The following is a 21683-nucleotide window of genomic DNA, read 5'->3' as shown; positions in this document are numbered from 1 at the left end:
AGCCTGGTTTTTTACAGAGCAGCGTAAATGTAAACGAGGATAACGCTTAGCGCCCGCCGCGGATCAGGCCGCCCAGCCCGCGCCGCTCCATAAAGACGGCGACCAGATGGCGGACCTCCGACGCGGTGTGTGCGCTCAGGCCCTGCTCGCTTAGCTTTTGCGTCTCTTCTTTATCCAGATGGCGCAGCAGATATTTTACGCGCGGCACGTTCTTGCCGTTCATGCTGAGATGGTGATAGCCAAGCCCCACCAGCAGCGCAACGCACATCGGATCGCCCGCCATTTCACCACAAAGGCAGAGTTCAAGATTCGCCAGACGGGCTTCGGTGGCGATCGCCTGCAGCGCGCGCAGCATCGCGGGATGGAGCGGATCGTAGAGGTTGGCGACGCGCGTGTTGTTGCGATCCACCGCCATCAGATACTGGGTCAGATCGTTGGTACCGACCGAAACGAAATCGACGCGCGACTGTAGCTGCGGGATCATAAACAGCATCGACGGCACTTCGATCATTACGCCGATGCGCGGTTTGGGGATCACATAGCCCAGCATCTCTTCTACTTCGCGTCCGGCGCGCTGGATAAGACGCACCGCGTCGTCGATCTCGTCAATATGGCTGATCATCGGCAGCAGAATGCTGAGGTTGCCGGAGGCGGCGTTGGCGCGCAGCATAGCGCGCACCTGTACCAGAAATATCTCTGGCTGATCGAGCGTCAGGCGAATGCCGCGCCAGCCGAGGCAAGGGTTCTCTTCGCTGATCGGCATATAGGGAAGCTGTTTATCAGCGCCGACGTCGAGCGTGCGCAGCGTGACCGGCTTGTTGTGAAACAGCTGCAGCATGCCCTGATACTGCGCCACCTGCTCCTCTTCGGACGGGAAGCCGTTCTGCAGCATAAAGGGAATTTCGGTGCGGTAGAGGCCGATGCCGTCTACCCAGCTGTCGAGCGTCTGCTCATGCTCCGGGCTGAGGCCAGCGTTGAGCATCACCTGAATGCGCTCGCCGCTTTTCAGCTCGCCCGGCTGATCCACCACCCCTTCCGCCATTTTGCTCAGCGCGTTCTCTTCGCTGATCAGACGCTGGTACTCCTGCACCAGCACCGGCTCGGGATCGATTAACAGCTCGCCGCGGTAGCCGTCGACGATCAGCAGTCGTTTATTGAGCTGCGCAGGCAGAATATCCGCGCCCATGACGGTGGGAATGCCCATGGCGCGCGTCAGGATAGCGGCGTGCGAGTTAGCGGCGCCGTCGCGCACCACGATGCCCGCCAGCCGCTCGTGCGGCAGCTCCGCCAGCGTGGTGGCGGTGAGCTCGTCGGCCACCAGCACAAAGCGTTCCGGCCAGGCATTGGTGCCGACCAGCGAGTCATCGAGATGAAACAGCAGACGCTGGCCCAGCACGCGCAGATCGCCCGCACGCTCGCGCAGGTAGCTGTCGCTCAGGCTGGCGAACTGGGCGGCGAATTTTTCGATAACCTTTTTGACCGCCCATTCGGCGACCGAACCCTGCTCGATCTCGTCGAACAGATCTTTCTTCAGGCGGGCATCGGTCAACAGGTGGGAGTAAAGATCGAAGATCGCCGCGCTCTCTTTCTGCACGCCAGCGGCAAAGCGTTTACTGAAGCGGCGAAATTCGCTGGCGGCTTCGCTCATCGCCAGCACCAGCCTTTCGCGTTCACGCTGCACGTCGAGCGTCGAGGCGGCGGAGACCTGATCCAGCAGCGGCTGCGTTTCGTCTACCCAGCCCGGTGCGACGGCGACGCCCGGCGCGGCGGCGATAGCGCGCACCCGCGTCTGGCGGAACTGGCCGAAAAGCTGGCCGAGCTGCGACTGCGACAGCAGGGTCGCCATCTGCGTCGCCAGCGTGACCAGGAAAGACTCTTCGCTCTCGTCGAACTGTCGATGTTCGCGCTGCTGCACCACCAGCACGCCCAGCAGCTGGCGGCGGCTGATGATCGGCACGCCAAGGAAGGAGCGATAGCGCTCTTCTTTCACTGCGGGGATATATTTGAAGCTGGGGTGACTTTGCGCATCCGCAAGGTTGATGGGCTCGGCAAGCCGTCCCACCAGGCCCACGATCCCTTCGTCGAACGCCAGCGTGACGGTGCGCCCGCGCGGTTTTTTCAGGCCGCGTGTCGCCATCAGGTAGTAGCAATGGTGATCGTGATCCGCGAGATAAACGGAGCATACTTCCGTGTCCATCGCCAGGCAGATCTCATTGACCAGGATGTCGAGCGCGTCGTTAAGCCGCGGCGCGCCCGCCACCTTTTCTACTATTTCGCGCAACTGAGTGAGCATAAGGGCGTGGCCTATCCTCTTTTCCGTCGATGGGCTGGCGCGCTGCGCTGCTGCCCCGCACTCTCCTGCATCGACATTACCACGCCAGCGAATTCCTTCATTACGCGGCGATAGACGTCGCGTTTAAAGGAGACAACCTGACGCACCGGATACCAGAAGCTCACCCAGCGCCAGCCGTCGAACTCTGGCGTGCTGCTGTGTTGCACATTGATATCCGCGTCACTGCTCATCAACTGCAGAAGAAACCACTTTTGTTTCTGGCCGATACATACCGGCTTTGTGTCCCAACGCACCAAACGTTTTGGCAATTTGTAGCGCAACCAGTTTCGGGTAGATGCAAGTATTCGAACATCTTTACGGTGTAAACCCACTTCTTCGAACAGTTCGCGATACATCGCCTGTTCGGCGGTTTCACCGGGATTGATGCCTCCCTGAGGAAACTGCCAGGAGTGCTGTCCAAAGCGCCTGGCCCACAACACTTGTCCTTGCCTGTTACAGATTACGATACCAACATTCGGGCGGTAGCCATCATCATCGATCACTGGACTACCTCAAAGCTAAATTTGAATAGCCTGATTGTTTCACACTCCTTACAGGCGGTAAACCACTGGATTGTCGGGAAGAACGCGGCACAGCACCTGGATAACTCACAGTATTGCCCCAAGTTATAAACAATTACGCCGGCAAAGAGGCGATCTTATTCACGTTTTCTGTGGATAGCTTTGTGCAGAACACGGGAATTAGCTGAAGAAACTTTTGCGCCCCTTATCAGCCCCGCATAGTGACAAATGATTTTTATAGTTTAAAAACAGGAAATTAATTGAATCTTATTCAGAATAAAAACAGCCCTGTTTGCGGTGGAAGGCGCGAAAGCGTTTTAGCTGGTTAAAGATCAAGCGACGTCGTTTTTATCCACAGACAATGCAGTAAACTTGCTCATCGATGGATAAAAAAGCGCCTTTTCCGCTAAAGTCAAGGCTGTAAATGGAACCAGTAGCGGGAGGCTGGCAGGGTTATCCCACCGATCTGTGGATAACTCAGGCGAAGATCCTGTTCATTATTGCCGTCAGTCCGGGATAACCTTGTACGGTCGTCGCAGGCCAGCAGGGCGTGCAATTAAAAAAGCATGAGGAATCATGCTATTATCGGCATCCTTTTGCCTGGCGCCGCTGTGGGAAAAGTTTGCGGAAGAAAAACTGTCTATTTTTTAACCAACAGAGTATTCGTCATGTTCCAGCTGCCTGCCCCGCCCGAAAATGAAGCCGTTCTGCTGGCGCGCGCCCATGCGCTGGCAGGCCAGACGCTGGCGACGCTGGCCGCGCAGGCTGGCCTGCCGATGCCGGCCGATCTGAAACGCGATAAAGGCTGGGTCGGCATGCTGCTGGAGCGCTATCTGGGCGCCAGCGCAGGCAGCAAGGCGGAGCAGGATTTCGCCCATCTCGGCATCGAGCTCAAAACCATCCCTGTCGACGCACAGGGCAAACCGCTGGAAACCACCTTTGTCTGCGTGGCGCCCCTGACCGGCAACAGCGGCGTGACCTGGGAGACGAGCCACGTACGCCATAAGCTGGCGCGCGTGCTGTGGATCCCGGTAGAGGGCGATCGCGCAATTCCCCTTGCCCAGCGTCGCGTCGGCGCGCCGCTGCTGTGGAGCCCGAGCGAAGAGGAAGATCGCATGCTGCGCCAGGACTGGGAGGAGCTGATGGATATGATCGTGCTGGGCCAGGTTGAACGCATTACCGCGCGCCACGGCGCCTGGCTGCAGATCCGACCGAAAGCCGCCAATAGCCGGGCGTTGACCGAAGGCATCGGCGAACACGGCGAGCCGGTCATGACGCTGCCGCGCGGTTTTTACCTGAAAAAGAGCTTCACCGCCCCGCTGCTGGCGCGTCATTTTTTACTGTAAGTTCATCAAAGCGGATGCGTATAATCGCCGTTTACTTTTCGTTTAAGATTGAGTGTACGCATGTTTGAGTGGATAACCGATCCCAACGCCTGGCTGGCGCTGGGCACGCTGACCATCCTCGAAGTGGTTCTGGGTATAGATAATATTATTTTCCTGTCGCTGGTGGTGGCGAAACTGCCTAAACATCAGCAGGCCAGCGCGCGTCGTCTCGGCCTGATGGGCGCTATGCTGATGCGTCTCGCCCTGCTGGCCTCGATCGCCTGGGTTGCGCGTCTGACCCACCCGCTGTTTACCCTTTTTGATCACGCTTTCTCCTGGCGCGATCTGATCCTGCTCGGCGGCGGCCTGTTCCTGCTGTGGAAATCGAGCATGGAGATCCATGAAACCATCGAAGGCGGTGAAGAGGAGCACAAGACCAACGTGCACTCTTTCTTCGGCGCTATCGTGCAGATTATGCTGCTGGATATCATCTTTAGCCTGGACTCGGTGATTACCGCCGTCGGCCTTTCCGATCATCTCTTTATTATGATGGCTGCCGTGGTGATCGCCGTACTGATGATGATGTTCGCCGCGCGCGCCATCGGCGAGTTTGTCGATCGCCATCCTTCGATCAAAATGCTCGCCCTCTCTTTTCTGATTCTGGTAGGTTTTACCCTGATTCTGGAGAGCTTCGCCGTGCATGTTCCAAAAGGTTACATCTACTTTGCCATGTTCTTCTCTATGGCGGTCGAGTGTCTGAACCTGATGCGCACCAGGAAAAGCGCGGCATAAAATGTCAAGGGCGGCCACAGGCCGCCCTTTTATTTTCAGATTCATGCGATAACGCAACGCGCCAAAACCATTTATTACTACACTTTTTGCTGTCGATGCTGCGTAGCCTCTGACAGGGCGACGCGGCCCACTGGCTGACGGGAGTGAGAGGAATACATGTGATGAAAGAGTTGGCAGGCGTAGCAGTGTTGTTTTTTGCCGCCGTGACACTGAGCGGATGCAGTTCAGATTATGTTATGGCAACCAAAAACGGCCAGATGATCATGACGGAAGGCAAGCCGACCATCGATAAAGAGACCGGTCTGGTGAAATATACCGATCAGTCAGGCCATGAAGTGCAGATAAATGGCGACGAAGTGTCGACCATTATTGAGCGTTAAGTGCCATTTCAGCTCACCTGTCCCGCAATTTGCCCGGACAGGTGATTTCCCCGATTTTCCCCACTTCCTTCCCTGCTAACTCACGCGCTATAGTCCCAAATGACACACCATTACATTCCATAACAATAAGGAAGACGGCTATGCATTATCACCGCATCCCCCATAGCACGCTGGAAGTGAGTCAACTGGGGTTGGGAACCATGACGTTTGGTGAACAGAATAGCGAAGCCGACGCCCACCAGCAGCTCGATTTCGCCCTTGCCAGCGGCATCAACTTTATCGATACCGCTGAAATGTATCCGGTGCCGCCGCGCCCGGAAACCCAGGGTTTGACCGAACAGTATATTGGCAGCTGGCTGAAGGCGCGCGGCAGCCGCGATAAGGTGATCCTCGCCAGCAAGGTTGCAGGTCCGTCACGCGGCGCAGATGCCTCGATTCGTCCGAACCAGGCGCTGGATCGCAAAAATATCCGCGACGCGCTGGACGCCAGCCTGAAGCGCCTGAATACCGACTACCTCGATCTTTATCAGCTGCACTGGCCGCAGCGCCAGACCAACTATTTCGGCAAGCTGGGCTATCAGTACAGCGAGACCGCGACGCCCGTCACGCTGCTGGAGACGCTGGAAGCGCTGACCGAGCAGGTGCGCGCCGGCAAAATTCGCTATATCGGCGTATCGAACGAAACGGCCTGGGGCGTGATGCGCTATCTGCAGCTGGCGGAGAAGCATGAGCTGCCGCGCATCGTGACCATTCAGAATCCCTACAGCCTGCTGAACCGCAGCTTTGAAGTGGGCCTGGCGGAAATCAGCCAGCATGAAGGGGTGGAGCTGCTGGCTTACTCCAGCCTCGCCTTCGGCACCCTGAGCGGCAAGTATCTGAACGGCGCGAAACCGGCCGGCGCGCGCAATACGCTGTTCAGCCGCTTTACGCGCTACAGCGGCGAGCAGTCGCAGCGGGCGATTGCGGAATATGTGGCACTGGCGCAGAAGCATCAGCTGGATCCGTCGCAGATGGCGCTCGCCTATGTACGTCAGCAGCCGTTCGTCGCCAGCACCCTGCTGGGCGCAACGACGCTGGAGCAGCTGAAGATCAATATCGACAGCTTCAACCTGACGCTGGACGCTGAAGTTCTGGAAGGGATCGAGGCGATTCACCGCCGTTACACCTATCCGGCGCCATAAGAGCCGTCGTCTGTTAGCCTGGCGCCTGCGCAGGTCGCCAGGCCCGATCGCAAAGTCGCTTTACGCATCCATGCTCGCTCGGCCCGCAACATCCCTGTTGCGGGACGCTTTGCTCTTCGGGCCTGGCGACCTGCTTTTCCAACACTTTGCGGTCTGTAAGGCTCAGTTCAGGTGCCCTGTCTGACTACAACCCCAGCAGCAGCTGCCGCTCAAGCTGCGGATCGAGCAGCGTAACGTGCAGCCCCACCAGCCGCACGCCGCGTCCGGCGCGGCGCTCATCCCAGGTTTTGCGCGCCACCGCGATCAAATCCTCTTTGTTCAGCTCCGGCCAGATATGCTCCTGCGTCGTCAGCTGGAAATCGTTGAACTTGAGCTTCACGCCCTGCCGCGCGATTTGCCTGTCGGGCCGAACCTGCGTCAGGCGGCGCTCCAGCTCCGCATAGAGAAAATCGATAATCTCCAGGCAGGCTTCCCAGCTGTGAATATCTTCCGCCAGCGTGCGCTCGACGCCGACGGACTTGCGTTCGCGCTCCACCACCACGCCGCGCTCGTCGATGCCGTGGCTGCGCTCCCACAGCACGCGGCCAAACTTGCCGAAGCGCTTGAGCAGCTGCGCCACATCCGCTTTCTGCACGTCGGCGCAGGTATGCAACCCCATCTCCTCGAGCTTTTTCGTCGCCACCTTGCCGACGCCAGGGATCTTCGCCAGCGGCAGCGACAGTAGAAAATCGGGCATCTCCTGCGGCGTAATCACGTACTGCCCGTCGGGCTTGTTAAGATCGGAGGCGATTTTTGCGAGAAACTTAATCGGCGCGATGCCGGCCGAGGCGGTCAGCCCCGTCTCGCGCTGAATAGTATTGCGGATCTCGCGGGCGATCAGCGTAGCAGAGCCGTGACAGTGCGGACTGTCGGTGACGTCGAGATAGGCTTCGTCCAGCGACAGCGGTTCAATCAAGGGGGTATAGCGCAGAAAGATGTCGCGGATCTGCTGCGACGCCTCTTTATAGGCGTCGAAGCGCCCCGGCAGCAGCTTCAGATGGGGACAGAGCTTCAGCGCCATGGCGGTGGGCATCGCGCTGCGTACGCCGAACTTACGCGCCGGATAGTTGGCGGTGCTGATTACGCCGCGTCGTTCGCGGCTGCCGCCAATGGCGATGGGAATATCGCGCAGCGCCGGATTGTCGCGCATCTCTACCGCTGCATAGAAGCAGTCCATATCGACATGTATGATTTTCACGCTTGCCCGCCATTCGTTTTCCGTCACGCCTTATGATACTGTATAGATGTACAGATGCAAAAGCGCCGCCGCGTCAGGCGCGCCTGAAAAACGGATTTACCCTCCGTCGCCACTAAAGTTTACAAATTTATGGCCGTCATACCTTGAGGAAAACGCGAATTTACCTGGCGGCGTCTTGATAAAAAAACAGACAATGCTAATGTTGCGCTGCGGTAGCGGAGTTTTCCGATAATGCAAGTCTGAGACGCGTCTCGCGTCATCGTTCTCTTCACTCAAGGTACACACAGCATGGGCAAAATCGCACTTCTGTTTGCGATGATTTTGATGCCAGCCCTCAGCATGGCAATGACTCCCGAGCCGACGCAGCCAGTGTCGACGCCGGTAAGTAAAGAATTAAAGAAACAGTTACTCGGTACCCCGGTCTATCTGCAGATTTTCAAGGAAGAACGCACGCTGGAGCTCTATGGCAAAATCGGCAATGAATTTCGCCTGCTCGATACCTACCGCATCTGTAACTTTTCCGGTGGCCTCGGCCCGAAGCGCCGCGAAGGGGATTTTAAAAGTCCGGAAGGCTTTTACAGCGTCAGGCTCAACCAGCTTAAGCCCGACAGCCGTTTTTATCGCGCCATCAACGTCGGGTTTCCTAACCAGTACGATCGCGAGCATGCCTACACCGGCAACTATCTAATGATCCACGGCGACTGTAAATCAATCGGCTGCTATGCGATGACCGACGCCTATATGGACGAGATTTTCACCTATGTGAACGCGGCGCTGCGTAACGGCCAGTCAGAGGTGCACATCAGCATCTTCCCGTTCCGCATGACCGACACCAACATGCAGCGCCATCGCTACTCCACCTACGCCAGCTTCTGGCGCGAGCTGCAGCCCGGCTACGCTTACTTTGCGAAATACCATCAGCCGCCGACGGTCAGCGTCGCCAGCGGCAGCTACGTGATGAACAGCGGCAGCCCGGCGATCGTCAATCCCGAAGCCGCCTCTAAATCATTCCTGGCGCTCTCCAAGGTAGAATAGCGCCCACTCGCCTGGCACGATGCGGTGCCAGGTTTCATTTGCCGTCAGCGGCTGCGTCGCAATCACCGTCACCACGTCGTTGGCGGTGGTGTGCTGCTGGAAATCAATCTCGACATCCTGATCGAGCAGTTGCGCTTTGCCGAAGGGCGCGCGGCGCGTGATCCAGTAGAGGTTGGTCGAGCAGAACGCCATCAGATAGCGCCCGTCCGACAGCAGCATATTGAACACCCCTTTCTGCCGCAGCTCTCCCGCCAGCTCCGCCACATAGCGAAACACCGCTGGCCAGTTGGCGGGCGTGCGCGGATAGCGCGTCGCCAGCTTGTGCAGCAGCCAGCAGAACGCCTTCTCGCTGTCGGTTTCGCCCACCGGGCGGAAATGGCCGGTTTCCAGCTGGCGATAGCCTTTGAGCTGGCCATTATGCGCGTAGGTCCAGTTACGCCCCCACAGCTCGCGGGTAAAGGGGTGGGTATTCTCCAGCGAGACCGGCCCGCGGTTCGCCTGGCGAATATGCGCCACTACCGATTGCGATTTAATGGGGTACTCCTGCACCAGCCGCGCAACAGGCGAGTTATAGCTCGGCAGCGGATCTTTAAAGGTGCGGCAGCCCCGGTCTTCATAAAAGGTGATGCCCCAGCCATCTTTATGCGGCCCGGTTCCCCCCCCGCGCTGCACCAGGCCGGTAAAACTGAAACAGATATCGGTTGGAACGTTAGCGCTCATCCCGAGCAATTCGCACATAGCTACCGCCTTAGTCAGAAAAGCCGCCAGCCAGCAAGATGGCGGCCGGCACCCTTACTTCACCATCTCTTTTTCGATCAGCAGCATCAGGATATGGATCACTTTGATATGGATCTCCTGGATGCGGTCGGCGTAGCCAAAGTGCGGCACGCGAATGTCGATGTCCGCCGAGCCCGCCATTTTGCCGCCATCTTTGCCGGTCAGGGTAATGACCTTCATGCCCTGCGCGCGCGCCGCCTCGATCGCCTTGATGATATTGGCGGAGTTGCCAGAGGTCGACAGCCCCAGCAGCACGTCGCCCGGACGGCCCACCGCTTCGATATAGCGGGAGAAAACGTAGTCGTAGCCGAAATCGTTGCTGACGCAGGAGAGATGGCTGACGTCGGAGATGGCGATCGCCGGGTAGCCCGGACGGTTCTCGCGGTAGCGTCCAGTCAGCTCTTCGGCGAAGTGCATCGCGTCGCAGTGCGAGCCGCCGTTGCCGCAGGAGAGCACTTTCCCGCCCGCCTTAAAGCTGTCGGCCAGCAGCACCGCCGCGCGCTGAATGGCGTGAATATTCGCCTCGTCGCTAAGGAAGGTATTAAGCGTGTCCGCTGCTTCATTCAGCTCGGAGCGAATGATGTCCTGGTACATAGGGATGTCCTTGTTAGTAAAAGAGTGACTCTGCAAGTTTAACGGAATGGCGGGTTGGCGCAAAGCGCGCACCGCGCGAAAGCCCGCCTTCGCTCCGCAGCGGATTTGTCGATTTTGTGAGTAAGGTTGTAATTGCGATGTAAACAAATTGCTAATTGGGCGCAGGTGGCATACACCTCTACAGATAACAGGTCAGACCTCTTACTACTTACGGAGCCGTGATTATGATGGTTGTGTCGATCCTCGCGACGCTGGTGTTAATCAGCGCCCTGTTTTATCACCGCATTTCTCTGGCGGCGAGCAGCGCGATTTTACTCTTGTGGACCGCCGCTTGGGCGGCGGCGCACATCTGGACGCCCTGGCTGCTGCTGCCGCTGGCGATCCTTCTGCTGCCGCTTAACCTCCCCTCAATGCGCCGTTCGCTGTTTTCAAAGCCGATACTGCAGCGCTTTCAGAAGGTGATGCCGCCGATGTCGCGCACGGAAAAAGAGGCGATCGACGCCGGGACCACCTGGTGGGAAGGCGACCTGTTCCAGGGCAAGCCGGACTGGCAGAAGCTGCACAACTATCCGCAGCCGCGCCTGACGCCGGCCGAGCAGGCGTTTCTCGACGGCCCGGTGGAAGAGGCGTGCCGCATGGCGAACGACTTCGCCATCACCCATGAGATGGCGGATCTGCCGCCGGAACTCTGGGCCTATCTGAAAGAGCAGCGTTTCTTCGCCATGATCATCAAGAAAGAGTATGGCGGCCTCGAGTTCTCCGCCTATGCGCAGGCGCGCGTGCTGCAAAAGCTGGCGGGCGTTTCCGGCATTCTGGCGATTACCGTCGGCGTGCCTAACTCGCTTGGCCCAGGCGAACTGCTGCAGCATTACGGCACCGACGAGCAGAAAGATCACTATCTGCCGCGTCTGGCGCGCGGCGAGGAGATCCCCTGCTTCGCGCTGACCAGCCCGGAAGCGGGCTCCGACGCCGGCGCCATCCCCGATACCGGCGTGGTCTGCATGGGCGAGTGGCAGGGCAAGCAGGTGCTCGGTATGCGCCTGACCTGGAATAAGCGCTACATTACGCTGGCACCGGTGGCGACCGTGCTGGGGCTGGCCTTCAAGCTCTCCGACCCTGACCATCTGCTGGGCGATACCGAATCGCTGGGCATTACCTGTGCGCTCATCCCTACCAGCACGCCGGGCGTTGAGATCGGCAAGCGCCACTTCCCGCTCAACGTGCCGTTCCAGAACGGCCCGACGCGCGGCAACGCTATTTTCGTGCCGATCGATTTTATTATCGGCGGGCCGCAGATGGCCGGTCAGGGCTGGCGGATGCTGGTTGAGTGCCTGTCGGTAGGACGCGGCATTACCCTGCCCTCGAACTCCACCGGCAGTCTGAAAAGCGTGGCGCTCGCCACCGGCGCCTATGCGCATATTCGTCGCCAGTTCAGGGTCTCTATCGGCAAGATGGAAGGCATTGAAGAGCCGCTGGCGCGTATTGCTGGTAACGCCTACGTGATGGACGCCGCAGCGACGCTGATCACTACCGGCATTATGCAGGGCGAAAAACCGGCCGTGCTGTCGGCGATTGTGAAGTACCACTGCACCCACCGCGGCCAGCGCGCCATCATGGACGCCATGGATATTGCGGGCGGCAAAGGCATTATGCTCGGCAACAATAACTTCCTCGCCCGCGCCTATCAGGGCGCGCCTATCGCCATTACGGTTGAAGGCGCCAATATCCTGACGCGCAGCATGATTATTTTCGGTCAGGGCGCTATCCGCTGCCATCCGTACGTGCTGAAAGAGATGGCGGCGGCGGCCAGTCAGGATCTGAATGCCTTCGACGCCGCGCTGTTCAGCCATATCGGCTATGTCGGCAGCAACGCCGTGCGCAGCCTGTGGCTCGGCCTGACGGCCGGACGCGGCAGCGCCACGCCGACGCGCGACGCCACGCGCCGCTACTACCAACACCTTAACCGTCTCAGCGCTAACCTGGCGCTGCTGGCGGACGTGTCGATGGCGGTGCTCGGCGGCAGCCTGAAGCGACGCGAGCGTATTTCGGCGCGACTGGGCGATGTACTGAGCCAGCTCTACCTCGCCTCTGCCACGCTGAAACGCTATGACGACGAGGGACGTCACGAGGCCGATCTGCCGCTGCTGCACTGGGGCGTGCAGGATGCGCTGCATCAGGCTGAGCAGGCGATAGAGGATCTGCTGCGCAACTTCCCCAACCCACTGGTGGCTGGCGCGCTGCGCATGATGATTTTCGCTGGCGGCAAGCACTGCCCGGCGCCGAGCGATCGTCTCGATCATAAGCTGGCGAAGCTGCTGCAGCTGCCTTCCGCCACGCGCACAAGGCTGGGACGCGGCCAGTATCTGACGCCGAGCGAGCATAACCCAGCCGGTCAGCTTGAGCAGGCGTTGCAGGAGGTGATGGCGGCGGAAGTGATCCACGATCGTCTGTGCAAGCAGCAGAAAGAGCACTTCTCGTTTACCCGGCTGGACGCGCTGGCGCAGCGGGCATTAAAAGCGGGCTGGATTGACGCCGCCGAGGCCGAGGTGCTGACGCGCGCCGAAGCGAGCCGTCTGCGCGCCATTAACGTCGATGAGTTTGAAGCGGATGCGCTGGCGGTGCCGGTGAAGCAGCCGACGATGAAGGCGGCGCGGGAGAGCGAGGCGGCGTAACAGTAATAACAGTAAGGCTGGCGTGGAAAGAGCATGAGGCATGGAGCATGCGCGGGTGGCAACGCTCGATCGCAAAGTCGCTCAAGGCATCCCTGCTCGCTCGGCCCACGCCATCCCTGGCGTGGGACGCTTTGCTCTTCGAGCCTTGCCACCCGCGCCTAAACTAACGTGCGGCCTGCCGCCCTTACCCCGCCTGCCGAATACGCGCGATCAGCGCCTCGGCGTCCTCGATGTGATCCGCCGCCAGAATCAGCGTCCGCCCCAGCGTAATGCAGCTGCGAATACACTCGGTGCGCATCGCCTCATCCTTAATCAGCTTCATATCCGCCACGTGGGACATGCCGACGGTGCGGCGAATCAGCTCGGTGCCGCAGTAGCCAATGGTATCGGCCCACACCTTGCGCAGAAACGCCTGCGCGTAGCCCGGATAAGCCAGCGCCACGTCCGCTGTTTTCTCCTGCGCCAGCGCCAGAAAGCGCGCGGCGAAACTGTTCCACACCTCGCGCACGTCGTTAAGACGCAGCTCGCGCCCTTCCGCCGCCTCGCGCGGGGCCAGCAGCCCCGGCAGACCGCAGTAATTGATCAGCAGATTGCCCAGCGCCGTGCCGACGTCAAAGCCGATCGGGCCAAAATAGCCGAACTCCGCGTCGATCGCCTTCAGGCTGTTGTCGGCAACGAAAATCGAGCCGCTGTGAATATCGCCGTGCAGCAGCGCTTCGGCATGGGCGAAAAAGCGATGCTTCAAGCCGGCAACGGCGATGCGTAGCGCCTCATCGTCGCGCAGGCTGGCGACCAGCGGCTCCAGCGCCAGCGGGTAGCTGTTGCGCTCGTGATCGGTGTAGGGATCGTTGAAGAAGAGATCTTCGGTAATCTCGCACATCTCTGGATTGATAAAGCGCGCCACTGCGGCTTTTTTCTGATGAGGATGCAGCACGAAATCGGAGGTGTGAAACAGCGTCTGCGCCAGATATTCGCCCAGCTGCGCCGCCGCCTGCGGGTAGAAAGCGCCCTTCACCAGCTCGCTGCGCCAGATGCGGTGGCTGGAGAGATCCTCCATCACCATCACCGCCAGCGTCTCGTCATAGTGCGTCACCCTCACGGTGTGCTGGGGGCAATGTTTATAGTGCTCGATCAGGGTTTGCGCTTCCAGCCGCGCGCGGTCCAGCGTCAGCGGCCAGGATTCGCCGACGCAGCGCACGTAAGGCAGCGCCTGTTTAACGATAACCCGGCTGTTGCCCTGACGGTCGAAAATTTTGAAGACCAGGTTAAGGTTGCCATCGCCAATCTCTTCCGCCTCGACCAGCGAAGCGGGATCGTTTACGCCGCCAAACTGCCGGGCATACTCAACGGCATCCGCCGCGGTGAAGGTACGGTATTGCGACATTGCCTTTCCTCTTATACCAAACTGAAACGAAATCCCGCCAGGGCAGCATAATAAGCCGTTCAGACGTCTATACATCCGTTCCGCATGTTGGCACAATACGCGACAACAACGCAACAGGGATTTCACAGACAATGCAAACACTCCGCACCACCAGCTTACAGGTTCGTGACAGTCAGCTCTGGATCCTCGATCAGCAGGCGCTGCCGCAGCAAAAAAACTGGCTGCCAGCGCACGACGTGGCGCAGCTGGTCGACCATATTCACGCCCTGCGCGTGCGCGGCGCGCCGCTGATCGGCCTCTCCGCCTCGCTGCTGCTGGCGCTGCTGGCTGAGGCGGGCGTAAGCCGCGACGCGCTGGCGCAGGCGCTGGAGGTGCTGCGCGCCGCGCGTCCTACGGCAGTCAACCTGATGAATAATCTCGATCGCATGAAGCTGGCGCTGGCGCAGCCAGATTTTGCCGCCGCACTGAGCCAGGAAGCGCTGCGCCTGGTCGAGGAGGATCGCCAGCTATGCGACAACATCGCCGAGGCGGGCAGCGCGCTGGTGAAGCCAAACAGCCGCCTGCTGACGCACTGTAACACCGGCGGGCTGGCAACGGCGGGCGTCGGCACGGCGCTGGGGGTGATTGCCCGCGCGCATCAGCAGGGCAAGGTAGCGAACGTCTGGGTGGGTGAAACGCGCCCGCTGCTGCAGGGTGGGCGCCTTACCGCCTGGGAGCTGGGCGAGCTGGCGATCCCTTTTCAGCTGATCACCGATTCAATGGCGGCCAGCCTGATGGCGAGCGGCCAGGTCGACGCCGTCTGGGTCGGCGCGGACCGCATCGCGGCCAACGGCGACGTGGCGAACAAAATCGGCACCTACAGCCTGGCGGTGCTGGCGCAGTACCATCAAATCCCCTTCTACGTTGCCGCACCGCATACCACGCTGGATCGCCAGTGCGTCAGCGGCCGCGACATTCCTATCGAGCAGCGCGCCGCCAGCGAAGTGACCGGCGCGGCGGGCAGCTTCGGCAGCGTGCAGTGGGCGCCGGAAGCGGCAAACGTCTTTAACCCGGCGTTCGACGTGACGCCTGCGGCGCTGATTAGCGGCTGGGTGCTGGACACCGGCGTGGTGACGCCGGAGGCGGTTGCGACGGGGATTTTTCAGCCCTGACCGGGCGCGCTGAGCGCGCCCGGCTGGCCTGATTAAGGCAGGCGCGGATAGGCGTCGGCGATGGCGTCGCCGGTAAAGTGCGCCACCCAGCCTTCCTGATTATCGAAAATGCGGATAGCGGTGAAGTTGGGCGAGGAGCCCATATCGAACCAGTGCGGCGTGCCCGCCGGTACTGAGATCAAATCGTTCTTTTCACACAGGATCTGGTAGACCTGCCCATCGAGATGCAGGCAAAAAAGGCCCGCGCCCTCGACGAAGAAGCGCACCTCATCTTCGCCGTGGGTGTGCTCAGAGAGAAACTTCTGACGCAGCGTCTCTTTTTGCGGGTTGTCGGCGCGCATGCTGATCACATCCCAGCTCTGATAGCCTTTCTCCGCCACCAGCCGATCGATAGCGTGCTGATAGGCTTCAATGACGTCGGCGGGTTGGGGGTTATCGCCTAAATCGCGATCCGCCGCCCAGCGCTCGAAGCGCACATTCTTTGCATTCAGCCGTTCGCGGATCATCTCCGCATCGGTACTGTGCCACACCGGCAGCGTGGCTTCGGTATCGGTAAAAATGGTCAATGCGCTCATGCTAAAACGACTCCCGAAAAGGTGTTCACCTGATGATGGCGGCTTTCGCTGTCTGCGGGGCCGCGAATTAACTGCACGGTATTCCATCCGGCTTCCGCTGCCGCATCCAGCTCCTGACGAATGTCGGAGAGGAACAGCAGCTGCTCAGCGGGCAGGCCGGTTTGTTCAGCGATAGTGCGGTAGGAGGCGACCTCTCGCTTGGCGCCAACGCGCGTGTCGAAATAGCCGCTAAACAGATCGGTAATATCGCCTTCATCACTGTAGCCAAATAACAGTTTTTGCGCCGCAACCGAGCCGGAAGAATAGACGTAGAGCGCAAGGCCCTGCTCCCGCCAGGCGCGCAGCGTCGGCACCACATCGGGATAGAGATGGCCGGTAAAACTGCCGTTCACATAGCCGTCGCGCCAGATCATCCCCTGCAGCGCTTTTAGCCCGGTGGATTTGCGATCCTCATCCATAAAGCCCAGCAGGATAGCGGTGAGCGCCTCAAGGTCAGCTTCCGGCTGGCCCGCTTCGGCGCGCACCGCGTCGAGCGCGGCGCTGACGTCAGGTTGCGCATGCTGCGCACGGATAAAGGCGGCGAGATGTTCACGCGCGTAAGGAAAGAGCACATCATGCACGAAGCGAATATCGCTGGTGGTGCCTTCTATATCAGTAACAATGGCGCGTATCATGGGGCCTCCAGCAGGCGACGTTGGCGTTCACATTCAAATAAAAACTCCAGACCTTCCAGATGACGACGCGCTTCATTCACGTCCTGGCCCCAGCAGGTTAAGCCGTGGCCGCGCAGCAGAAAGCCATAGCGCAGCGGAGCGTTGCGGGCGTACGCCTCAATGCGCCCCGCCAGCGCGTCGATATCCTGATCGTTATCAAACAGCGGGATCGCCACGCTGGCAAGATGGGTGCGCTGCCCCGCCAGCGATTTCTGCATCTCATAGCCTTCCAGCCGCAGCGCAGCGCCCTTCTCAACGCGCGACAGCACCGTCGCGTTCACCGTATGGGTATGCAGCACTGCGCCCGCCTCGGGGAACAGCCGGTAGATCAGGGTATGCAATCCGGTTTCCGCCGACGGCCTGCGCCCGGACGGCGCGCGGCTGGTGGCGATCTCTACCTGAATAAAGTCGTCGCGCGTCAGGCTGCCTTTATCCTTGCCCGACTCGCTGAGCAGGCAGAAGCGGGCATCTTCGCGTACTGACATATTGCCGCCGGTGGCGGGCGCCCAGCCTTTGGCGCCAATCCAGTGGCAGGCCGCCACCAGCTGGTCGAGTGGAGAGAGTTCAGACATAGCGTATCAGGCATCCTGTAAGGTAGGTTTTAGACGTCTAAGCGTCTCGATTGCCAAATACTAACATCCTGTTTATAGTGGCTTCAACACAGGGTTACTCCGCAATAACATTCGCGCTTAAGGCCATTAACCATGACGCAGCCCAACCTGACGCCGGAGAGTAAACTTCCTGCTCTCGGCACCACCATCTTTACCCAGATGAGCGCGCTGGCGCAGCAGCATAACGCCATCAACCTTTCGCAGGGCTTCCCCGACTTTGACGGCCCGCGCTATCTGCAGGCGCGCCTGGCGCATCACGTCAGCGAGGGCGCCAACCAGTATGCGCCGATGACCGGCGCGCTGCCGCTGCGCGAGGCGATCGCCAAGAAAACCGCTGAGCTGTATGGCTACCGCCCCGACGTCAACAGCGATATCACCGTGACCGCCGGCGCGACCGAAGCGCTCTATGCGGCGATCACCGCGCTGGTGCGTCCGGGGGACGAGGTGATCTGCTTCGACCCAAGCTACGACAGCTATGCGCCCGCCGTCGAACTGTCGGGCGGCGTGCTAAAACGCATCGCGCTGCAGCCGCCGGGCTTTCGCGTCGACTGGACGGCGTTCGCCGCGCTGCTCTCCGACAAAACCCGTCTGGTGATCCTCAATACGCCGCACAACCCTTCCGCCACCGTCTGGCGTAAAGCGGATTTCGCGGCGCTCTGGCAGGCGATCGCCGAGCGGGAAATTTACGTGTTGAGCGACGAAGTGTACGAGCATATCTGCTTTGACGAGGCGGGCCACGCCAGCGTGCTGGCGCATCCGCAGCTGCGCGAGCGCGCCATCGCCGTCTCCTCTTTCGGCAAGACCTTTCATATGACCGGCTGGAAGGTCGGCTACAGCGTCGCGCCCGCCGCCATCAGCGCGGAGATCCGCAAGGTGCATCAGTATCTGACCTTCGCGGTGAATACGCCCGCCCAGCTGGCGATCGCCGATATGCTGCGCCACGAACCCGCCCACTACCGCGAGCTGTCCGCGTTTTACCGCGCGCGCCGCGACCGTCTGGCGCAGGCGCTGGAGAAGAGCCGCTTTAGGGTGCTGCCGTGCGAAGGCACCTATTTTCTGCTGGCGGACTACAGTGCCATCTCCGATCTCGACGACGTCAGCTTCTGCCAGTGGCTCACCAAAGAGGTGGGCGTGGCGGCGATTCCGCTGTCGGTGTTCTGCGCCGACCCGTTCCCGCACAGGCTGATCCGCCTCTGCTTCGCCAAACAGGAAGCGACGCTAGACGCCGCCGCGGAGCGCTTATGTCAGATTTAAACATTACCGTTTTGCAGGAAACCCTGCACTGGATGGATGGCGAAGCAAACCTGCGCCATTTCGACGCCGTGCTTGAGGGGGTGACGGGCCGCGATCTGATTCTGCTGCCCGAGATGTTCACCACCGGCTTCGCGATGGAGGCGGCGCAGCGTTCGCTGCCGCAGGCGCAGGTGGTCGACTGGCTGCGCAAACACGCCGCGGCGAGCGACGCGCTGGTGGGGGGCAGCGCGGCGATTCAGACGGAAAAAGGCGCGGTAAATCGCTTTCTGCTGGTGGAGCCAGACGGCACGCTGCACCAGTACGACAAGCGTCATCTGTTCCGCATGGCGGACGAGCATAGCCACTATCTGCCGGGCGAGACGCGCGCGGTGCTGGAATGGCGCGGCTGGCGCATTCTGCCGCAGATCTGTTACGACCTGCGCTTTCCGGTCTTCTCCCGCAACCGCGACGACTACGACCTGGCGCTCTATGTGGCAAACTGGCCGGCGCCGCGCGCCCTGCACTGGCAGGCGCTGCTGCTGGCGCGCGCCATCGAGAATCAGGCCTACGTCGCAGGCTGCAACCGCGTCGGCAGCGACGGCAACCAGCATCACTACAGCGGCGACAGCCGGATTATTTCGCCGCAGGGCGAGATCCTCAGCGAAGCGGAGCCGTTTGCCCAGGCGCGGCTTGACGCCACGCTGTCGCGGGAGGCGCTGATCGCCTATCGCGAGCGCTTTCCGGCCTGGCGCGACGCCGATAGCTTTACGCTGTCGTAGCGCGCCTGCGGTCGCATCAACGCGAGCCAAAAAAAAGCCGCAGCGGTTACGCTGCGGCTTTCTCGTTTTTACGCGTCGCGCGATCAGATATCGAAGCGGTCCAGGTTCATTACCTTAGTCCAGGCCGCCACGAAGTCGGTCACGAATTTCTGGTGCGCATCGCTGCTGGCGTAGACTTCCGCCAGCGCGCGCAGGATGGCGTTTGAGCCAAAGACCAGATCGGCGCGGGTCGCATGATATTTCACTTCCCCACTCTGACGGTCGCGCCCTTCGAACAGCTCCTCGCTCTCATCGGTAGCGCGCCATGCGGTGCGCATATCCAGCAGATTAACGAAAAAGTCGGTGCTCAGCACGCCAGGGCGATCGGTAAAGAGACCACGATCGCTGCCGTCGAAGTTGGTGCCCAGCACGCGCAGGCCGCCCAGCAGCACCGTCAGCTCCGGCGCGCTCAGCGTGAGCTGCTGCGCTTTATCCAGCAGCAGCGTCTCGGTCGACGACCCGCCCTGCACGCGACGATAGTTACGGAAACCGTCGGCCAGCGGCTGCAGAAGATCGAAGGATTCGACATCGGTCTGATCCTGACGCGCATCGACGCGGCCCGGCGTAAAGGGCACCTGCACCGCCACGCCCGCCGCCGCCGCGGCCATTTCGATGCCGACGTTGCCCGCCAGCACGATGACGTCCGCCAGCGACGCTTTGCCCGACGCCTGCTGAATCTGCTGCAATACCGGCAGCACGTCGCGGATCACGCTGGCGTTAACCGCCCACTGGTTTTGCGGCGCCAGCGCCAGACGTGCGCCGTTCGCCCCGCCGCGCTTGTCGCCGCCGCGGAAGGTCGAGGCGGATGCCCAGGCCGCGGAAACCAGCTGGCTCACGCTCAGCCCGGAGGCCGCGATCTTCGCTTTCAGCTCGCTGATGTCGCTGGCGTCCGGCTGATGGATCGCCGCCGGCAGCGGATCCTGCCACAGCAGATCTTCCTTCGGCACTTCCGGCCCCAGGTAGCGCGCTTTCGGCCCCATATCGCGGTGGGTCAGCTTGAACCAGGCGCGGGCGAAGGCTTCGTTGAACGCCTGCGGATCGTTGAGGAAGCGACGGGAGATCTTTTCAAACTCGGGATCGAAGCGCAGCGTCAGGTCGGTGACCAGCATGGTCGGCTTGCGCTTTTTCTCCGGATCGAAGGGATCGGGAATAATTGCGTCGGCGTTGCTGGCTTCAAACTGGATGGCGCCCGCCGGGCTCTTCGTCTGCACCCACTCATATTTGAACAGGTTCTCGAAGAAGTAGTTGCTCCACTGGGTTGGGGTCTGCGTCCAGACTACTTCCAGACCGGAGGTGATGGCGTCTGCGCCCGCGCCGCTGCCGTAGCTGCTGCGCCAGCCGAAGCCCTGGGCTTCAATTGGCGAGGCTTCCGGGTCAACGTCGAGGTGGCTGGCGGCGCCCGCGCCGTGGGTTTTGCCCAGCGTATGGCCGCCGGCGATCAATGCCACGATCTCTTCGTCGTTCATGCCCATATTGCCGAAGGTGGCGCGAATGGCTGGCGCGGCCGAGGCCGGGTTGCCGCTCGCTTCCGGGCCTTCCGGGTTAACGTAGATCAGGCCCATTTCCGTCGCGCCGAGCGGCGCATTGGCGAGGCTTTCCGGATGGCGGTGCGCCAGCCATTCGGTTTCGTGGCCCCAGTCCACATCCATATCCGGCTCCCACACGTCTTCGCGTCCGGCGCCGAAGCCGAAAGTACGGAAGCCCGCGTTCTCCAGCGAAACGTTGCCCGCCAGGATATAGAGGTCGGCCCAGGAAATTTTCTGTCCATATTTCTGTTTCACCGGCCACAGCAGGCGACGCGCTTTGTCCAGGCTGACGTTGTCCGGCCAGGAGTTGAGCGGCGCGAAACGCTGCTGCCCACGCCCGGAGCCACCGCGACCGTCGATGGTGCGATAGGTGCCCGCGCTGTGCCACGCCATACGGATAAACAGGCCGATATAGCTGCCCCAGTCGGCTGGCCACCAGGATTGCGAATCGGTGAGCAGCGCGCGGATATCCGCTTTCAGCGCCGAATAGTCGAGCTTGCTGAATTCGTCGCGGTAGTTGAAGTCGTCGCTAAGAGGGTTGGAACGGCTGGAGTGCTGGTTCAGCAGGTCGACGCGCAGCATATTGGGCCACCAGTCGCGGTTGGTGGTGCCGCTGCCGGCGCCGCGCGCCAGCACGCTCTTCTCTTCAGAGGCGCCATGGTTAAACGGGCATTTACCGGCGTCGGCGCCGCTCTCATTCTGGTTTTTCTCTTGCGATGCGCCATGAGGAAAAGGGCATTTACCTGCGGCGTTATTATTATCTTCGGACATGCTCATTATCATCGGCTCCGTTGGCTTTTGGTTACTCGGTTACGATAGCGTTACG

The 21683-nt window shown here is 60.6% G+C and carries 19 protein-coding genes; 9 read left to right on the top strand and 10 right to left on the bottom strand.

The features are described from left to right. Positions 1-46: 46 nt before the first annotated feature. Positions 47-2293 carry a phosphoenolpyruvate--protein phosphotransferase gene (gene ptsP / locus Q9R34_RS18885; RefSeq protein WP_434126877.1) on the bottom strand — a complete coding sequence of 749 codons (2247 nt, stop codon included), beginning with the start codon at positions 2291-2293 and terminating at the stop codon, positions 47-49. A gap of 11 nt (positions 2294-2304) precedes the next feature. Beyond that, positions 2305-2835 (bottom strand): RNA pyrophosphohydrolase, encoded by a 531-nt coding sequence (gene rppH / locus Q9R34_RS18880; RefSeq protein WP_033752842.1) that lies wholly within the window; start codon positions 2833-2835, stop codon positions 2305-2307. Between the two features lie 686 nt (positions 2836-3521). Here rppH and mutH point away from each other — a divergent pair. The 4 genes from mutH to Q9R34_RS18860 all read left to right on the top strand — a co-directional run bounded on the left by mutH (position 3522) and on the right by Q9R34_RS18860 (position 6531). After that, positions 3522-4199, top strand: a complete 678-nt coding sequence (gene mutH / locus Q9R34_RS18875) for a DNA mismatch repair endonuclease MutH (protein WP_434126878.1) — start codon at positions 3522-3524, stop codon at positions 4197-4199. 60 nt (positions 4200-4259) lie between these two features. Beyond that, positions 4260-4970, top strand: a complete 711-nt coding sequence (locus Q9R34_RS18870; RefSeq protein WP_434126879.1) for a TerC family protein — start codon at positions 4260-4262, stop codon at positions 4968-4970. 161 nt (positions 4971-5131) lie between these two features. Beyond that, positions 5132-5350, top strand: coding sequence for a YgdI/YgdR family lipoprotein (locus tag Q9R34_RS18865; protein WP_434126880.1), 219 nt, complete (start codon positions 5132-5134; stop codon positions 5348-5350). Positions 5351-5490: 140 nt separating this feature from the next. Continuing rightward, positions 5491-6531 carry an NADP(H)-dependent aldo-keto reductase gene (locus Q9R34_RS18860; protein ID WP_485895695.1) on the top strand — a complete coding sequence of 347 codons (1041 nt, stop codon included), beginning with the start codon at positions 5491-5493 and terminating at the stop codon, positions 6529-6531. Positions 6532-6715: 184 nt separating this feature from the next. Here the strand turns inward: Q9R34_RS18860 and dinB are convergent, their stop codons facing one another. Then, complete coding sequence (gene dinB / locus Q9R34_RS18855; RefSeq protein ID WP_434126882.1) at positions 6716-7768, bottom strand: DNA polymerase IV; 1053 nt, start codon at positions 7766-7768, stop codon at positions 6716-6718. A gap of 288 nt (positions 7769-8056) precedes the next feature. On the opposite strand from dinB, the gene dpaA reads away from it, so the two are divergent. After that, positions 8057-8803 (top strand): peptidoglycan meso-diaminopimelic acid protein amidase, encoded by a 747-nt coding sequence (dpaA, locus tag Q9R34_RS18850; protein WP_434126883.1) that lies wholly within the window; start codon positions 8057-8059, stop codon positions 8801-8803. Here the strand turns inward: dpaA and Q9R34_RS18845 are convergent. Then, positions 8774-9541 (bottom strand): class II glutamine amidotransferase, encoded by a 768-nt coding sequence (locus Q9R34_RS18845; RefSeq protein ID WP_434126884.1) that lies wholly within the window; start codon positions 9539-9541, stop codon positions 8774-8776. The two genes, dpaA and Q9R34_RS18845, sit on opposite strands and share 30 nt — an antisense overlap. A gap of 54 nt (positions 9542-9595) precedes the next feature. Beyond that, positions 9596-10174 carry a D-sedoheptulose 7-phosphate isomerase gene (gene lpcA / locus Q9R34_RS18840; protein ID WP_434126885.1) on the bottom strand — a complete coding sequence of 193 codons (579 nt, stop codon included), beginning with the start codon at positions 10172-10174 and terminating at the stop codon, positions 9596-9598. A gap of 224 nt (positions 10175-10398) precedes the next feature. Between lpcA and fadE the strand changes: the two genes are divergently transcribed. Then, positions 10399-12846: an acyl-CoA dehydrogenase FadE gene (gene fadE, locus Q9R34_RS18835; protein ID WP_485895692.1), complete on the top strand. Its 2448-nt coding sequence runs from the start codon at positions 10399-10401 to the stop codon at positions 12844-12846. 184 nt (positions 12847-13030) lie between these two features. On the opposite strand, the gene mtnK is transcribed toward fadE, so the two are convergent. Further along, complete coding sequence (gene mtnK / locus Q9R34_RS18830; protein WP_434126887.1) at positions 13031-14230, bottom strand: S-methyl-5-thioribose kinase; 1200 nt, start codon at positions 14228-14230, stop codon at positions 13031-13033. A gap of 131 nt (positions 14231-14361) precedes the next feature. Here mtnK and mtnA point away from each other — a divergent pair, with 131 nt between their 5' ends. Continuing rightward, positions 14362-15381, top strand: a complete 1020-nt coding sequence (mtnA, locus tag Q9R34_RS18825; protein ID WP_485895690.1) for an S-methyl-5-thioribose-1-phosphate isomerase — start codon at positions 14362-14364, stop codon at positions 15379-15381. Between the two features lie 32 nt (positions 15382-15413). Here mtnA and Q9R34_RS18820 read toward each other — a convergent pair whose 3' ends face one another. From Q9R34_RS18820 to Q9R34_RS18810, 3 genes are read right to left on the bottom strand one after another with little or no spacing between them, the layout of a single operon-like run. After that, a complete protein-coding gene (locus Q9R34_RS18820; protein WP_048781551.1) occupies positions 15414-15956 on the bottom strand; it encodes a 1,2-dihydroxy-3-keto-5-methylthiopentene dioxygenase in 543 nt (180 codons plus the stop codon). Beyond that, on the bottom strand, positions 15953-16630 hold the full coding sequence (mtnC, locus tag Q9R34_RS18815) for an acireductone synthase (RefSeq protein WP_485895687.1): 678 nt from the start codon (positions 16628-16630) through the stop codon (positions 15953-15955). The genes Q9R34_RS18820 and mtnC overlap by 4 nt, the downstream gene beginning before the upstream one ends. After that, the gene (locus tag Q9R34_RS18810; RefSeq protein ID WP_485895685.1) at positions 16627-17241 is read right to left on the bottom strand and encodes a methylthioribulose 1-phosphate dehydratase; all 615 of its coding nucleotides are present in this window, start codon (positions 17239-17241) and stop codon (positions 16627-16629) included. Before Q9R34_RS18810 ends, mtnC begins: the two co-directional genes overlap by 4 nt. Positions 17242-17373: 132 nt before the next feature. On the opposite strand from Q9R34_RS18810, the gene Q9R34_RS18805 reads away from it, so the two are divergent. Further along, positions 17374-18534 carry a pyridoxal phosphate-dependent aminotransferase gene (locus tag Q9R34_RS18805; RefSeq protein WP_485895683.1) on the top strand — a complete coding sequence of 387 codons (1161 nt, stop codon included), beginning with the start codon at positions 17374-17376 and terminating at the stop codon, positions 18532-18534. Further along, on the top strand, positions 18522-19292 hold the full coding sequence (locus tag Q9R34_RS18800; RefSeq protein ID WP_485895681.1) for an amidohydrolase: 771 nt from the start codon (positions 18522-18524) through the stop codon (positions 19290-19292). Before Q9R34_RS18805 ends, Q9R34_RS18800 begins: the two co-directional genes overlap by 13 nt. 83 nt (positions 19293-19375) lie before the next feature. Here Q9R34_RS18800 and katG read toward each other — a convergent pair whose 3' ends face one another. Next, positions 19376-21634, bottom strand: a complete 2259-nt coding sequence (gene katG, locus Q9R34_RS18795) for a catalase/peroxidase HPI (RefSeq protein WP_485895679.1) — start codon at positions 21632-21634, stop codon at positions 19376-19378. Positions 21635-21683 lie beyond the last annotated feature (49 nt).

This window comes from Enterobacter sp. BRE11, from assembly GCF_031844285.1.
GTDB lineage: Bacteria > Pseudomonadota > Gammaproteobacteria > Enterobacterales > Enterobacteriaceae > Pantoea.
The sequence above is the reverse complement of the archived record's forward strand: the minus strand, read 5'-3'. Positions and strand labels throughout refer to the sequence as shown.

What these genes read in the sequence shown, in the direction of transcription:
- ptsP (WP_434126877.1), bottom strand. Translation starts at nt 2,293, where the DNA reads ATGCTCACTCAGTTGCGCGAAATAGTAGAAAAGGTGGCGGGCGCGCCG.
- mutH (WP_434126878.1), top strand. Translation starts at nt 3,522, where the DNA reads ATGTTCCAGCTGCCTGCCCCGCCCGAAAATGAAGCCGTTCTGCTGGCG.
- Q9R34_RS18870 (WP_434126879.1), top strand. Translation starts at nt 4,260, where the DNA reads ATGTTTGAGTGGATAACCGATCCCAACGCCTGGCTGGCGCTGGGCACG.
- Q9R34_RS18865 (WP_434126880.1), top strand. Translation starts at nt 5,132, where the DNA reads ATGAAAGAGTTGGCAGGCGTAGCAGTGTTGTTTTTTGCCGCCGTGACA.
- Q9R34_RS18860 (WP_485895695.1), top strand. Translation starts at nt 5,491, where the DNA reads ATGCATTATCACCGCATCCCCCATAGCACGCTGGAAGTGAGTCAACTG.
- dpaA (WP_434126883.1), top strand. Translation starts at nt 8,057, where the DNA reads ATGGGCAAAATCGCACTTCTGTTTGCGATGATTTTGATGCCAGCCCTC.
- Q9R34_RS18845 (WP_434126884.1), bottom strand. Translation starts at nt 9,541, where the DNA reads ATGTGCGAATTGCTCGGGATGAGCGCTAACGTTCCAACCGATATCTGT.
- lpcA (WP_434126885.1), bottom strand. Translation starts at nt 10,174, where the DNA reads ATGTACCAGGACATCATTCGCTCCGAGCTGAATGAAGCAGCGGACACG.
- fadE (WP_485895692.1), top strand. Translation starts at nt 10,399, where the DNA reads ATGATGGTTGTGTCGATCCTCGCGACGCTGGTGTTAATCAGCGCCCTG.
- mtnK (WP_434126887.1), bottom strand. Translation starts at nt 14,230, where the DNA reads ATGTCGCAATACCGTACCTTCACCGCGGCGGATGCCGTTGAGTATGCC.
- mtnA (WP_485895690.1), top strand. Translation starts at nt 14,362, where the DNA reads ATGCAAACACTCCGCACCACCAGCTTACAGGTTCGTGACAGTCAGCTC.
- Q9R34_RS18820 (WP_048781551.1), bottom strand. Translation starts at nt 15,956, where the DNA reads ATGAGCGCATTGACCATTTTTACCGATACCGAAGCCACGCTGCCGGTG.
- mtnC (WP_485895687.1), bottom strand. Translation starts at nt 16,630, where the DNA reads ATGATACGCGCCATTGTTACTGATATAGAAGGCACCACCAGCGATATT.
- Q9R34_RS18810 (WP_485895685.1), bottom strand. Translation starts at nt 17,241, where the DNA reads ATGTCTGAACTCTCTCCACTCGACCAGCTGGTGGCGGCCTGCCACTGG.
- Q9R34_RS18805 (WP_485895683.1), top strand. Translation starts at nt 17,374, where the DNA reads ATGACGCAGCCCAACCTGACGCCGGAGAGTAAACTTCCTGCTCTCGGC.
- Q9R34_RS18800 (WP_485895681.1), top strand. Translation starts at nt 18,522, where the DNA reads ATGTCAGATTTAAACATTACCGTTTTGCAGGAAACCCTGCACTGGATG.
- katG (WP_485895679.1), bottom strand. Translation starts at nt 21,634, where the DNA reads ATGAGCATGTCCGAAGATAATAATAACGCCGCAGGTAAATGCCCTTTT.